The organism is Paenarthrobacter sp. NPDC090522 (assembly GCF_044769225.1).
Taxonomy (GTDB): Bacteria; Actinomycetota; Actinomycetes; order Actinomycetales; family Micrococcaceae; genus Arthrobacter.
This window is the reverse complement of the sequence record NZ_JBIVXL010000011.1, coordinates 1-13478: the sequence shown is the minus strand read 5'-3', so window position 1 is coordinate 13478 and position 13478 is coordinate 1. Positions and strand designations below refer to the sequence as shown.

Annotated in this window: 12 protein-coding genes; 8 read left to right on the top strand and 4 right to left on the bottom strand. The window is 64.4% G+C overall.

The window, feature by feature from the left end; all coding sequences use genetic code 11:
• Positions 1-22: 22 nt before the first annotated feature.
• The gene (locus ACIQT2_RS15090) at positions 23-1492 is read left to right on the top strand and encodes a PucR family transcriptional regulator (RefSeq protein WP_402947894.1); all 1470 of its coding nucleotides are present in this window, start codon (positions 23-25) and stop codon (positions 1490-1492) included.
• A gap of 85 nt (positions 1493-1577) precedes the next feature.
• On the opposite strand, the gene ACIQT2_RS15085 is transcribed toward ACIQT2_RS15090, so the two are convergent.
• Together ACIQT2_RS15085 and ACIQT2_RS15080 are read right to left on the bottom strand one after the other, a co-directional pair.
• Entirely contained in the window at positions 1578-3032 is a 1455-nt protein-coding gene (locus ACIQT2_RS15085; protein ID WP_402947891.1) for an MFS transporter, read from the bottom strand.
• Between the two features lie 117 nt (positions 3033-3149).
• A complete protein-coding gene (locus ACIQT2_RS15080) occupies positions 3150-3773 on the bottom strand; it encodes a GntR family transcriptional regulator (RefSeq protein ID WP_400333465.1) in 624 nt (207 codons plus the stop codon).
• Between the two features lie 190 nt (positions 3774-3963).
• Between ACIQT2_RS15080 and ACIQT2_RS15075 the strand changes: the two genes are divergently transcribed.
• The 7 genes from ACIQT2_RS15075 to ACIQT2_RS15045 all read left to right on the top strand — a co-directional run bounded on the left by ACIQT2_RS15075 (position 3964) and on the right by ACIQT2_RS15045 (position 11758).
• On the top strand, positions 3964-4740 hold the full coding sequence (locus tag ACIQT2_RS15075; protein WP_402947889.1) for a FadR/GntR family transcriptional regulator: 777 nt from the start codon (positions 3964-3966) through the stop codon (positions 4738-4740).
• Position 4741: 1 nt separating this feature from the next.
• Positions 4742-5464: a hypothetical protein gene (locus ACIQT2_RS15070; protein ID WP_402947886.1), complete on the top strand. Its 723-nt coding sequence runs from the start codon at positions 4742-4744 to the stop codon at positions 5462-5464.
• A 238-nt stretch (positions 5465-5702) separates the two neighbouring features.
• Positions 5703-7088, top strand: a complete 1386-nt coding sequence (locus tag ACIQT2_RS15065; RefSeq protein WP_400333473.1) for a protoporphyrinogen/coproporphyrinogen oxidase — start codon at positions 5703-5705, stop codon at positions 7086-7088.
• 43 nt (positions 7089-7131) lie between these two features.
• Entirely contained in the window at positions 7132-8034 is a 903-nt protein-coding gene (gene dapA, locus ACIQT2_RS15060) for a 4-hydroxy-tetrahydrodipicolinate synthase (RefSeq protein ID WP_402947883.1), read from the top strand.
• A gap of 3 nt (positions 8035-8037) precedes the next feature.
• A complete protein-coding gene (locus ACIQT2_RS15055; RefSeq protein WP_402947880.1) occupies positions 8038-9525 on the top strand; it encodes an alanine/glycine:cation symporter family protein in 1488 nt (495 codons plus the stop codon).
• A 27-nt stretch (positions 9526-9552) separates the two neighbouring features.
• The gene (locus tag ACIQT2_RS15050) at positions 9553-11058 is read left to right on the top strand and encodes an aldehyde dehydrogenase family protein (RefSeq protein ID WP_402947877.1); all 1506 of its coding nucleotides are present in this window, start codon (positions 9553-9555) and stop codon (positions 11056-11058) included.
• Positions 11059-11125: 67 nt separating this feature from the next.
• Positions 11126-11758, top strand: a complete 633-nt coding sequence (locus tag ACIQT2_RS15045) for a LysE family translocator (RefSeq protein WP_402947875.1) — start codon at positions 11126-11128, stop codon at positions 11756-11758.
• Between the two features lie 84 nt (positions 11759-11842).
• Here the strand turns inward: ACIQT2_RS15045 and ACIQT2_RS15040 are convergent, their stop codons facing one another.
• Complete coding sequence (locus ACIQT2_RS15040; RefSeq protein WP_400333487.1) at positions 11843-12712, bottom strand: substrate-binding periplasmic protein; 870 nt, start codon at positions 12710-12712, stop codon at positions 11843-11845.
• A 73-nt stretch (positions 12713-12785) separates the two neighbouring features.
• On the bottom strand, positions 12786-13478 hold a 693-nt coding region (locus ACIQT2_RS15035), incomplete at its 5' end, for an amino acid ABC transporter permease (protein ID WP_402947872.1).

Genomic DNA, 13478 nt, shown 5'->3' with positions numbered 1-13478 from the left:
CCATCAAGAGTGACGGAGTGTCATGTCAGTTCTGCTGGGTGAAGCGCTCACCTACTCCAGCCTCAAAGCCGCCGAACCTCTGCTCCTCAACGAGGTCCCCGGAGCGTTGGACCGTCCCGTACGCTGGGTCCACTCCAGCGAAGTCCTGGACATCGCACCCCTCCTGAACGGCGGCGAACTGCTCCTCAGTGGCGGGCAGGCGCTCGCAGGAGTCACAGCGGAGCGCCAAGCAGGGTACGTCCGCGACTTGGCGGCACGGGGAATCTCGGCGCTCGCACTGGAGACAGGACCGGCCCTGCCCGGCGTCCCGCAAGCGATGCTGGACGAGGCCCAGGCGGCAGGGCTTCCCGTCATCGAGTTGCGCCAAGTGGTCCCGTTCGTTGGAGTCATGCAGGAAATCAATTCGCTCCTTGTCAGTGAATCGGTGGAGCAACTGCAGCGCGGCGACCAGGCCAGCCACGCGATGGCGGCTGAGCTCGCCCACGGCGGCGGGCTGGACCAATTGCTCGCCGTTTTGGCAGAAAAGGCCGGGGTGGGCGCGAGGCTGGTATCGCCGTCGGGCCTGACACTGGGCGCTGCCGGTTCGCTGGCGACGGACGACGTCGGCTCCGTCACCTCCGTGGATGTGCCGGTGCGGGGCGTCCTGGCGGCCCGCCTTGAGCTGCACGTGCCCGACGACGGCGACAGCGGCTTGGCGCGCGTGGCGGGGGAGCGGTCCGTGGACATCCTGGGGCTGGCCCTCATGCAGCGCATGCCGCCGGGCTTGAAGGAACTTGCCGGGACCGAACTCATGCGCGCCATCAAATCCGGAAGCCAGCCGTGGCAACTGCAGCAACTCGGTCCGGCCGCGGGCTTCCCTGCGGACGGTGCGGTGGCCGCCGTCGTGATCCGTACGTCGGGTGCCGGGCACCTGCGTTCCGCCGTGGACGAGGTGCTGAACCGATGCGTCGCGCACAGCGCGAGCTATGCGGACAATGCTGAGCTGATCGCTCTCGCGGCCCTGCCAGGCGACGCCAGGGCTGCCCGGAATGCGCTGCTCGAAGGGCTGCGTGCCCTGGAGGTGCCTGGGGGCTCGGCGCTTTCCGTGGGGCCGCTCGGGATGGGGATCGAGAATGCGCCGTGGTCGCTCGCGGAGGCGAGGCGGACGCTCGACCTGCCTTTCCTCGTCGCTGGCGTGGCGGATGCGGAGGCCTACGCTGTGGAACTGCTCGCGGGCGCGTCCCTGGACCCGGCCATTCGCGAAGGGTTCGTGCAGCGGCAGTTGGGCGCCGTCGTCGAGCATGACCGCTTGAGGCGATCCGGGCTCCTGGCGACGCTGACCGTATGGCTCGATTCCGGCTGCAACACAGCCCAGGCGGCGCGTGAGATGCATCTGGAGCGACAATCCATGCACCATCGCCTGCAGCGGATCTTTGAGCTGTGTGGCGGAGACCCGCGCGGTACAGGCCGGCTCGTGGCGCTGCATCTGGCCACGCGGCTGGCGAGGTTGTAGCCGCCGCAACGCGAAAGCGCGGGTCCACTACCCACGACGCCGTAAATGAACAGCGAAGGTGCAGCGGACCCGCGAAGTGGAGGAACTAGACGGTTTCCCGGACCGGCGCCTTCTCCTCGGCAGTGGGCTCGCCACCGGGCTGGGCTGTGGGCTCGCCGCCGGGCTGGGCTGTGGGCTCGCCGCCGGGCTGTGTTGTTGGCTCGCCGCCGGCTTGGGCCAGCGTCATGCCGCGGGTCTCCTCAGCAAGGAAGAGGCAGAGGAAGAATCCGGCGGCGGTGACTACGGCAGCGATCACCATCGTGGGGCCAATGCCCCAGGCGTCGATCGCGAAAGGAAGCCCGAAGGTGCCCAGCGCGGCGCCGATCCTGCTGGCAGCGGTAGTGATGCCGACGGCGCTCGCCCGGACATTGGTGGGGAACAACTCGCTCGGGTAGGCCCATTCGAGAATGCTCGGTCCGCCGGAGAAAAGAGCGTAGGCACAGAAGCAGGCAATGATGACGCCCACCGGAGCCGACGGTGCGAAACCGAGGATGAACAGCGGGATGGCCATCAGGGCGAAGCACCAGATGATGAGCGGGCGGCGGCCCCACGTCTCGATCAGTTTGAGGGCAGGGATGCAGCCGGCCAGGAAGACGAGGTCGATCACCACCGAGCCCAGATTGGAGGCGTTGCCGTGGCCGAGTCCGAAGGACGCAAGGATGGTGGGGCCGAAGGTGTAGATCGCGAACAGCGGACCCACCTGCAGGGTGTAGAAGCCGCTGCAGAAGATGATGCGCTTGAGGTAGGGACGCTGGAGGAGGACCCGGAGGTTGACCTTGCCGGTTTCCGTGGCGGGCTTGGCTTCCGACTCGAAGACCAGGTGCTCAACGCTGAGCTGGTCTGCGAGGGCTGCCCGGAGGGAGGCCTTTGCTTCTTTGGTCCGGCCATGATGGAGGAGCCACCGGGGAGATTCGGGGGTGCCCAGTCGGACGAGGAGGACGATGGCGCCCAGGAATGCGGACGAAACGAGCATCCAACGCCAGGACTCGCCGCCGAAGAGTTCGAACATGGCGTAGCCCACCAGGGATGCCAAGGCTGCGCCGATGAACCAGCCCACCTGGAGGACGCCGAGCATTTGGCCGCGGCGCTTTCGCGGCAGCCATTCGGCCAGCAGGGAGTTGGCGATCGGGTAGTCGGCGCCGATGGCCAGGCCCATGATGAAGCGGGCGATGATGAGCTGGGTGGGGTCCTGGACGAAGAACTGCAGGACCGAACCGATGACCAGGACCCACAGGTCGATGGTGTACATGAGCTGCCGGCCGATGCGGTCAGTCAGCGGGCCCAGGAAGACGGCTCCAAGGAAGATGCCCACCAGCGCTGACGCACCGATGAGGCTGGTTTCGAGGGCGCTGGTGTTGAAGTCGGCGGAAATGCCGATGAGGGCGATGGCGATGATGCTGAGGATGTAGCCGTCCAGAATGGGGCCGCCCATGCAGGCGGCGACAAGTTTCTTGTGGAACCGCGTGAAACGCGCTTCATCAATGGCGACTTGGATGTCCATTGAGCTCCTTTGACATGCGGGCGAGTGATGGCCCGTGTTGTTGTCAACAGCCTGACGACAGTTGATATATCAAAGACTAAGATGTGATCCACCACACGGTCAATGGTTAATCCAGTGTTACCTCTGGCTCGCGACGAACTCGTTGAAATGGTGCACGTGGTCGTCCATCAGTGACTGGCTCAGTGCGGAATCCTTGGCGATGATCGCGCGGGCGATGCCGGCCAATTCCCGGGTCTGCTCCACGACTGGCGGGCGTCGCTCGAGGATCTGTGACCAGATGCGGGTGGAGAGGTGGGCGTAGCGGACCAGCGTATCCGCGAGGTGGACGTTGCCGGCGATCTCGTAGATCAGATGGTGCACGGCCAGGTTCAGGCGCATCAACTCGTTTTGGTCCACCGTCCGGCTGTCCAGGGAATCGAGGAGGGGAAGGAGCTCCTGCAGCTTATTGGCTCCGTCGGGACGGATGTTTCCTGCGGCCAGCCCCGCCGCCAATGGCTCCAATGCCTGGCGGATCTGGGCCACTTCGAACAGGTCGGTCAGGTTGATGGGAGCGGCGAAGGAGCCCTTCCGTGGCTGCGTGACGACGAGCCGTTCGCTCTCGAGCTTGCTGAGCGCCTCGCGGATGGGGGTGCGGCCCATCTGCATTTCCTTGGATAGCTGGGACTCGTTGATGGCCTCATTGGGGCGGATGTCCAGCGTGATGATCCGGTCCGCGATCACCCTGTAGGCGAGGTCGGCCAAAGATTCGATGAGCTGCTCACCCCGTTCCGATTTAGGCTCAGGAACTCAATGTACCGGCTGGCGCCGGGTCGGCGTGCGCGGGGGATAATGTGAACGCTTACGTACCTCCGGTAAATGTGAAAAGATTCAAGGAAATAGCGAATGGGCCATTGCCCTTGCCGCCCCTAATCGGCCAAAGGAGGGTCTGTTCATGGAGAGTACGGCGCTCTCGACCCGTGCCCTTGACCTGCTGCTCCTGTTGCGTGGCAGTGAGCCCGAAGGTCTTGGCCGGGCAGACCAGGTGTCCTACCAGATTGAAACCGCCATCCTCATGGGAATCCTGACGGAAGGCGACCGGCTTCCCACGGAATCTGTGCTCGCGGCGGAGCTTGGCATTTCACCGATCACCTTGCGCCAGTCGCTGGCGGCGTTGCGGACCAAGGGCCTGATCGAAACGAGCCGTGGACGCAGTGGGGGCAGCGTCATCCGGGGCCAGATCGAGTTGACGGACACCCAGCTCCAGCGGAAACTCAAGGAGGCCAGCACGGAATCGCTTCGCGACCTGGGCGATCTCGGGGCTGCGGTTTCCTCCATGTCTGCCAGGCTGGCGGCCAGCCGCGCCGACGCTCAAAATGTGGCCCATCTTGACGAGTTGGTACAACGCCATCGGGATGCCAAGGATGCGCGGACCCAGCGCCGCCTGGACAGCCGTTTCCATGTGGCCATCAGTGTGGCGGCGCAATCGAGCCGGCTGACGTCGGCTTCCCTCCAATTGGAGGCCGAACTGATGACCCTCTGGTGGGGCCACCCCGAGGAAGCCGGGCATCTGGAAGCGCTGGTTGAACAGCACGAGGCCATCCTGGACGCGATCCGTGACCGTGATGCTGACCGCGCGGGGGCCGCTGCCGAGCGCCATTCCCGGACCGAGACCGAGTATCTGATAGCCCAGCACCTGAGATTGACGATGGAGTCCGACGGAAGTGCATGACGTGACGGTTGTACATGAAACCCTCCAGCGAACCGCGCAGGCAATCTCCACCAGTGTCGGCGGAGTCTTTGAGAGCCTTGAAGAAATTGCGGCGTCGGTTTCCGCGGTAGCCGCATCGGCGCCGGGTACTCCCCGCCGCAGCGCCTACTCCTACTTGAAGGCGGAGTTTGCGGCTTTCATCAGCAGTCACTCTGCGCTCATTGGCGGTGCCGGGATTGCGTACGCACCCGGCAGCCTCCCCGAGGCGCATCTCTGGCTGGAATGGTGGCGGGCTGGCCAAGGGGCGGGAGAACCCCGGTTCGTGACGCACGACCTCAACTCGGAGTCGCTGAATTATTACGACTACACCAGCCGGGAGTGGTTCACGGCTCCGTCGGAGAGTGGCCACTCCGTGGCGGTGGGACCGTATGTGGACATCGGCGGGATCAACGTCAACCTCATCACGCTCAGTGCGCCCGCACCAACGCCGCAGGGGACGCACGTCCTGGGCTGCGACCTTGCCCTCGCAAAACTCGAAGGCGTGTTCCTTCGCGCGCTGAAACTCCGGGATCCTTCCGTCATCCTCCTGGGTCCGAATGGTCGCGTTATCGCTTCCAATGATGCTGGAATCGCCTCCGGCACACTGCTTCTGGAGGAGGACATGGAACGCGTGGATCTCTCGTTGGACATCGCTTCGGGCACGCCAGCCAGGCTGCCATGGAAGTTGATCTCGCTGAAGCGGTAACCCTCTCCGCAGACATCCCCGCCAGCGCCCCGCGCGCTTGGCGGGGATTTTTTTACCCAAAAGACCTATTGCATTAATCATACAATGATGTATCTTTTATATGTGACCAGGCGCACAAGGCTCTGGGATGCACCTCATAGAAACCTCTCCAGGAACTGGCGGAACCGATCTCCAGCTGCCGAGGAAGACAGCACAAGGGTCCGCGCACCGTGATCCCCCAACAAGGAAGTTCAAGCTCATGAAAGACGTAGTTATTGTCGGCGGCGGTCTCGCTGGTCTCTCGGCAGCGTGGCGGTTGCGGCACTGGGACACCCTGGTGCTCGAGTCGGAACACCGCGTTGGTGGCCGCATTCGCTCTGAACGCCGCGGAAACTACTGGTTGAACTGGGGCGGCCACGTCTTCGCTGGTGCCGGTTCCTCCACGGACTCCCTGCTCAACGAGGTTGGCGTCACCGCGGTGCAGATTCCCGGTTCGCTCCAGGCTTTGTCCATGAACGGGAAGTTCATCAAGAAGGGGCACATCGCCACCTACCCGTTCCGTATTCCGATGTCCCTGTCCTCCCGCTTTGACACGCTGAAGGCCGGCATGAAGGTTGTCAGCGGAGTGGCCAAGTACACGGGCGTGGTCCGCAAGCGCGCCGGAGAATCCGGTGCCATGCGCCAGCAGCGCATCTACGACTTCGAGAACTCCGCCTCGTTCCAGGACTTCATTGGCGATTTGTCCGAGGATGCTGCGGCGTTGTTCAAGACCACTGTGACCCGCTCCGCCGGGGACATGGACCAGATTTCCGCAGGTGCGGGCATCGGCTACTTCAGCCTGGTCCTGGGAATCGGACAGGGACTGAGCCAGGGCATCGTGGGCGGCCCGTCCACCCTCACCGAATCCATTGCCGCGGCACTGGGTGACCGGGTCCAGCTGGGTGCCACCGTCAACGAGGTAGTCCACAAGCAGGATTCCGTAGTGGTCCGTTACACCCAGGGCGGAGTGGACCGGGAAGTGGAAGCCCGCACAGTGGTTCTCGCAACCACGGCGGATGTCTCCAACAAGATCGGCGTGGACCTGCCCGAGGAACTCCGCGGCGCACTGAGCCAGATCAAGTACGGCCCGCACGTCAGCACTGCCTTCCTGACCAACGAGACCTCGGCACGTCCCTGGGATGACATCTACGCCATCGCGGCTCCCAAGCGTTCTTTCGCCATCGCCCTGAACCAGGCCAGCATTGTCCGTGGCACGGAGACCGTCCGCAAGCCGGGCGGCAGCTTCATGACGTTCTCCCCGGCGGCGCTCGGCAAGGCCCTCCTGGACAAGAGCGACGACGAGGTCATCAAGACCCACCTCGCAGACCTCGACCAGGTGCTGGGCGGCGGCTTCGCCGACAGCGTGGTTGAAGCCCAGACCGACCGCTGGCGGGTGGCATCCCCGTATTGCTTCCCGGGCCGCGCCAAGCTCCAGTCAACCCTGATGCGCGGCACCAATCGCGTCTTCCTGGCCGGCGACTACCTGGGCACGCTCTACACCGAAAGCTCCATCACCACCGGCTTCTCTGCCGCACAGGAAGCAGCCAGCGTGCTCGCCACCCACCGCCAGGCACCCCCGGCAACAGGCCTCTCGGTCGTCGCCTGAACCCCCTGAATACCCACAACACACGTACTGAAACGAGGAATCCATGTCCAAGGAACTTCGCGGCGTTCTGACCGCTCTCTCCACCCCCTTCAACCAGGACGAGACGATCGACGTCGAAACCCTGCGCAAGATTGTGGACCGCTCCATTGATGCCGGCGTCGACGGCGTCGTCGCGGCCGGCTCCACCGGTGAAGTCGGGGCCCTGTCCTCGGAGGAGCGCCTGCTCCTGATCAAGACGGTCATCGAGCAGGCCAATGGCCGCGTCCCGGTGATCGCCAACACCGGTGCCACCTCCACGGCCGAGGCAATCCGTCTCTCAAAGGCTGCCGAACAGCTGGGCGCAGACGTGCTGATGCTCATCACGCCCTACTACGAGCCGCTGACCCTCGAAGAGACCGTCACCTACATCAAGGACGTCGCACGCTCCGTGAGCATCCCTGTGATGCTCTACAACATCCCTCCGGTTACCGGCGTCAACCTGGACCCGGCAACCGTGCGCTCCCTTGCCGAGGAAGTGGAAAACATCCTCTACATCAAGGACTCCAGCGCCAACTGGGAGCAGGCACTCCAGCTCATCCACCACCACAGCGATGTGATCGGCACCTTCATCGGCTGGGACGCGTACCTCTACAGCGCCCTGGTCGAAGGCGCAGCAGGCGTCATGGCCGGCACGGCCAACGTGGTTCCTGACGAGATTGTTGCCGTCACCCGCCGGATCAACGAAGGCGACCTTGCCGGTGCCCGCGAACTGTGGAACGCCGTCTACCCCGTCATCGACGCCCTGCTGTCCTCGCCGTTCATCCCCGCCGTCAAGGCCGGCCTCACCCTGCAGGGCCTCCCTGCGGGATCGCCGAAGCGCCCCACGGCAGACCTCGACGCCGAGCAGCTCGCCAAGGTGGAGCAGGCGTTGGCGAAGTTGGCCTCGATCAAGCAGAACATCGGATAACGCATGGGTGACTTCGACTTCGCGGAGTTCTTGTCAGGCGTTTCCGACGCGATCTGGGCGCCCATGGCCTACGTTGTTCTTGGACTGGGCATCGCCTACTCGGTGGCCACCAAGGGCATCCAGTTCCGGCGGATTCCGGACATGCTGCGCCAGCTCAAGGAGTCCGAACACGGCGACGGCGGTTTGTCCTCCTTCCAGGCCTTGGTCCTCGCCTTGGCCAGCCGTGTTGGCGTGGGCAGCATCGCCGGTGTCGCCACTGCCGTCAGTGCCGGCGGCCCCGGCGCCCTGATCTGGATGGCTGTCACCGGCCTGGTTGGCTGCACCGTCGGCTACGCGGAAGCCGCACTGTCCCAGGCCTTCAAGCGCCAGGTCCTTGATGAGGACCGCAAAAAGGCCAACGAGGACATCGGCGGCATGCCGTACTACATCAAGTACGGCCTGAAGCTCCCGAAAGTCGGCGCGATCGTCGCAGTCCTCGGCGTGATCGGGTACGGATTCGTCTTCCCCGGCCTGCAGGTGAACACGATTGCTGCCAGCGCCGAGAAGGCCTTCAGCCTGCCCACCTGGGCTCCGGCGATCCTGGTGACGGTGTTGATTGGCCTGGTGATCATTGGCGGCACCACCCGCGTCGTCAAGGTCACGCAGGGACTGGTCCCTGTCCTGGCCATCGGTTACCTGCTGCTGGCTTTGGCGGTCATCGCCATCAACGTGGACAAGGTCCCGGATGCAGTTGTCCTGATCTTCCAGTCGGCCGTCGGCATCCACCCCGTTATGGGTGGCATCGCCGGTGCAGCCGTGGCCTGGGGCGTACGCCGTGCGGTCTTCGCTTCCTCGAACGGCCTCGGCGAGGCCACGTTCGCGGCAGCTGCTGCTCGCACCTCACACCCCGGCAAGCAGGGCCTGGTCCAGACCTTCAGCATCTACATCGACGTGCTGCTGATCTGCATGGCTACCGGCTTGATGATGGTGGTTTCGGGCAAGTACAACGTCTCCGACGGCGCTGGTGGCTTCCTGGCGAACAACCTCCCGGGCGTTCCCCCTGGAGCCAACTGGGTCCAGGAAGCCATCGATACGATGCTCCCGGGCTGGGGCGCCGGCTTCGTCGCCGTCGCGGTCTTGCTCTTCGGGTTCACCTGCCTCCTGGCCTACTTCTACGTGGCCAACTCCAACCTCCTGTACCTGCTGGACGGCCGGACGGGGACTGGTTGGAAGAACGTCCTGAAGATCGGAACCATGGGCATCGTGTTCATCGGGTCGATCGTCAATGCAAAGCTCATCTGGGCCGCGGGCGACATCGGCTTGGGCCTCATCGCCTGGGTGAACCTCATCTGCCTGGTGTTCCTGTTCCCGCTGGTCCGCAAGATCTACCGGGACTACGAACGCCAACGGAAGCTCGGCTTGGATCCCACCTTCGATCCGAAGGCCTTGGGCATCGAGGGAGCCGACTTCTGGGAACACGAAAAAGAAAAGTCCGCCGCTGCCGTCAAGTAGCCCCAACGCAAAGGAATTGAGCACATCATGACAACCACAGAAACATCCTTGTTCACTGTCCGTCGCGGGGGCGTCTTCCCGGCCCCGTCGCTTCCGCCCTTTGGCCAGTTCATCGGCGGCAGTTTCGTGCCCTCCACCTCTGAGGAAACGGTCGACGTCGTCAATCCGGCTACCGAGGAAACCATCACCCAGGTGCCGGCCGGCTCCCTGGAAGACGTCGACGCCGCCGTGGCGGCTGCCGTCGCAGCGAAGGCGGAGTGGGCAGCGAAGACGCCGAAGGACCGCTCCACGATCCTGCTTCGGATCGCGGACATCGTTGAGGAAAACCGTGAGCTCCTGGAAAACCTGGAGGCTGCCAACACGGGCAAGCCCGCTGCCGTGGCTGAGGATGACATCTCCAGCGCCATCGATACCTTCCGGTTCTCCGCCGGTGCAGCCCGTGCCTTCACCGCGCTGGGCGCGGGAGACTACGCGGAAAACCACACGTCCGTGGTGTTCCGCGAGCCGGTGGGCGTGGTGGGTGTGATCACCCCCTGGAACTACCCGTTGCTGATGGCTGTCTGGAAGATCGCACCGATCCTCGCTGCGGGCAACACCTTGGTACTCAAGCCCTCGGAGCAGACACCGCTGACCACGCTGAAGCTCGCTGAGCTGATCGCGGGCGAGGTTCCTGCCGGCGTCGTCAATATTGTCACCGGCCCCGGCCGGGTGGTGGGCAACCGCCTGTCCGAGCACCCCGACGTCGACCTCGTGGCCATCACCGGCAGCGTCGGCAGCGGCCAGAAGGTGGCCGCCAACGCCGCTTCGACGGTCAAGCGCGTCCACCTCGAGCTCGGCGGCAAGGCACCTGTTGTGGTGTTCGACGACGCCGACCTGCAGGCGGCTGCCGAAGGTGTCCGTTCTGCCGGCTTCTGGAACGGTGGCCAGGAATGCGGCTCTGCTTGCCGCGTGCTGGTGCACGAGTCCGTTGCGGAGAAGTTCACCGAACTTCTGGTGAAGGAAATCAGCGCCATCACCGTAGGTGCTCCCGGGGCCGACGCCGAAATCGGCTCCATGATCTCCAAATCGCACTATGAGCGGGTCCTTGCGGCGCTGGAGGATGTCCGCAAGGACGGCCACACCATCGCCGTCGGCGGCAACGCCCTCGAGGGACCGGGCTACTTTATTGAACCCACCGTGGTGACCGATGTGCCTGCCGGTTCCCCGATCACATACACCGAGATCTTCGGGCCGGTGGTTTCCGTGGAAACGTTCAGCACGGATGAGGAAGCCGTCACCCGCGCCAATGAGACCGTGTACGGCCTGGCGGCGTCGGTGTGGACCAACAATGCGCAGCGCACGTTGACCGTACCGCGCCAGCTCGACTTCGGCACCGTGTGGGTGAACTCGCACCTGGTCATCGCCAACGAGGTTCCGTGGGGCGGCTTCAAGGGCTCCGGCTACGGCCGCGACCTGTCCATCTACGCCCTTGAGGACTTCTCCCGCACCAAGCATGTGATGTACAACCGCGGCCGATTCCGTCCCGAACCATAAAGCGTGCATCCCGGATAAACCCGGGGTGCACGCTTTTTTCGTGGCAGATCAGGAGTAGTGTGCCTTCATGGTCCCCATCGATAACCTCCTTGCGTTCGCCCTCGCATCGGTGCTCATCATCGTGGTTCCCGGCCCAAGCGTGCTCTTCGTTATTGGGCGCTCGATCGCCCTGGGACGTCGGGCAGGCCTGCTGAGCGTGCTCGGAAACGCCCTCGGCACGGTGCCCGCTGTGTTCGCCGTGGCTTTTGGGGTGGGCGCGATCGTAGCATCGTCCGTGCTCGCGTTCACTGTCATCAAGATCGCGGGTGCGATCTATCTCGCATACCTGGGGATTCAGGCGATCCGCCATCGGCACGATCACGCACGCAGTTCTCCGCGCGCCCCGTCCTCCTCATGGAAACTTCTTCGGCAGGGATTCATCGTGGGAATCTCCAACCCGAAGACCATCGCGTTCTTCGTGGCCGTCCTTCCCCAGTTTGTCGACCCAACTGCCGGCGCTGTCTGGGCCCAGCTTCTGTTCCTCGGACTGATCTTCCAGGGCCTTGCCCTCGCCTGCGATAGTGTGTGGGCCCTCGCCGCCGGGACAGCGCGCGCGTGGTTTGCCAAGTCGCCCCGCCGGATCTCCACGCTCTCCGGCGCCGGCGGCGTCATGATGATCGGGCTCGGCGGGACGCTTGCCGTCACCGGCTCCAAGTCCTGACCGCTGTTTTTCGCCGGAACAAAAGGAACGACGCCGGGCGGTTGCCCGGCGTCGTTCCTTTTGTTTTTGTTCTGGCGCCTGATGTCAGAGGAGGCTGGGTTCGCCCGGCTCGCCGACGGAGGGGTCGATTCCGTACTTCTCGAGGATCGACTTGATGGTGCCGTTTTCACGGAGCTTCTTGATGTCCTCGTCCAGGGCCTTGCCGAGGGTGTCATTGTCCAACGCGGACGGCAGCATGACCTGGCCTACAGTCGCGAACTGCGGGACGTTCGCATTCGGCTTCACGTCCACCACGGTGGCGCCTTCGATGGGGGCGTCCTTGAAGCGGTACTTGGCGGAGGCTGCGGAGGCCACCAGGGCGTCGATGCGGCCGGCCTTGAGGTCGCCGTAGATGGACTCGTCATCCTGGTAGATCTTGAAGTTGTCGCCGAGCCACTTCTGCATGGAGTCGTTCCAGAGGTTGCCCGCCACGGAGCCGATCTTCTTGCCCTGCAGGTCGTCGCTGGTGAGGCCGGTCTTGGACACGATGGCCTGCGGGTCGCTCCAGAGCGGGGTGCTCAGGTAGACGATCTTGGTGCGTTCCTTGGTACGGAGCCAGTTGCCCGATCCGATGTCCACGCGCTTGGACTGCACGGAGGGAATGACTGCGCCTGCGCCGCCCGAGGTGCTGACGGTGACCTTCAGGCACTCCATCTTGGCAATTTCGGCGATGAGGTCCCCTTCCATGCCTGTGACGGTGTCGCCGTTCAGGATGGTGGCCGGGGCGTAGTCGTAGCTGGCCACGGTGAGTTCGCCCTGCGTGAGGGTCTTCAGGTCCTTGTGGGCCGGGGTGCAGTCGCCCGAGCCGGCGGACGTGTCACCGCCGCCTCCGCAGGCTGCGAGGGAGAGGGCGACCAGGCCGGCGGCGGTGCCGGCCGAAAGTACGCGCACGAGGGAACGGGTTGTTCGCGACATGGTGACTCTTTCTTTTGCTGGGGTTGTGACCCCGGGGTGGGCTGGTGCGAAACGGTGGGTTGCGATGCGGGTGTCAGTTGCGTTGGAGGTGGCGGCCGAGGCGGTTTTCGAGGAGTTTGACGGCGCCGAGGAAGACGAGGGTGAGGGACCCGTAGATGATGGCGGTGAGGGTGTAGACGGAGAGGTATTCGAAGGTGATGGAGCCGATTTCGAAGGCTTTGGACATGAGTTCGGGGACGGCGATGACGAACGCGAGGGCGGAGCCTTGGAAGACGAGGACGGCGAGGCCGGCCAGGGGTGGGGTGGAGATGCGGAGGGCTTGGGGGAGGATGATGAGCCGGAACCCGGTCCAGCCGCGCAGGCCGGTGGTGAGGGCTGCTTCTTTTTGTCCGAGGGGGACGGAGGCGATGCCTGCGCGGAAGTATTCGGAGGCGTAGGCGCCGGTGTTCCAGGTCAGGGCGATGATGGCGGTGGTCAGGGAGGTGAGGGTGATTCCGGCGTCGGGGAGGCTGAAGTAGAGCAGGTAGAGCAGGACCAGGGCGGGCAGGCCGCGGCCGACTTCGACGAAGAGGAAGCTGATCCATTGCAGGGGTTTGAGTTTGGCTTCGGCCATGACGGCGAGCAGGAGTCCGAAGGGGAAGCCGAAGAGCAGGGACAGGCCGGTGAGTTGGAGGCTGACTCCGAGTCCTGGGGTGAGGTTGGGCATCCAGGAGAGCCATTGGGTGATCAGGTCCATCACGCTACTCCGATCTTTCTGCGCAGTTTC

What these genes read in the sequence shown, in the direction of transcription:
- ACIQT2_RS15090 (WP_402947894.1), top strand. Translation starts at nt 23, where the DNA reads ATGTCAGTTCTGCTGGGTGAAGCGCTCACCTACTCCAGCCTCAAAGCC.
- ACIQT2_RS15085 (WP_402947891.1), bottom strand. Translation starts at nt 3,032, where the DNA reads ATGGACATCCAAGTCGCCATTGATGAAGCGCGTTTCACGCGGTTCCAC.
- ACIQT2_RS15055 (WP_402947880.1), top strand. Translation starts at nt 8,038, where the DNA reads ATGGGTGACTTCGACTTCGCGGAGTTCTTGTCAGGCGTTTCCGACGCG.
- ACIQT2_RS15050 (WP_402947877.1), top strand. Translation starts at nt 9,553, where the DNA reads ATGACAACCACAGAAACATCCTTGTTCACTGTCCGTCGCGGGGGCGTC.
- ACIQT2_RS15040 (WP_400333487.1), bottom strand. Translation starts at nt 12,712, where the DNA reads ATGTCGCGAACAACCCGTTCCCTCGTGCGCGTACTTTCGGCCGGCACC.
- dapA (WP_402947883.1), top strand. Translation starts at nt 7,132, where the DNA reads ATGTCCAAGGAACTTCGCGGCGTTCTGACCGCTCTCTCCACCCCCTTC.
- ACIQT2_RS15075 (WP_402947889.1), top strand. Translation starts at nt 3,964, where the DNA reads ATGGAGAGTACGGCGCTCTCGACCCGTGCCCTTGACCTGCTGCTCCTG.
- ACIQT2_RS15065 (WP_400333473.1), top strand. Translation starts at nt 5,703, where the DNA reads ATGAAAGACGTAGTTATTGTCGGCGGCGGTCTCGCTGGTCTCTCGGCA.
- ACIQT2_RS15045 (WP_402947875.1), top strand. Translation starts at nt 11,126, where the DNA reads ATGGTCCCCATCGATAACCTCCTTGCGTTCGCCCTCGCATCGGTGCTC.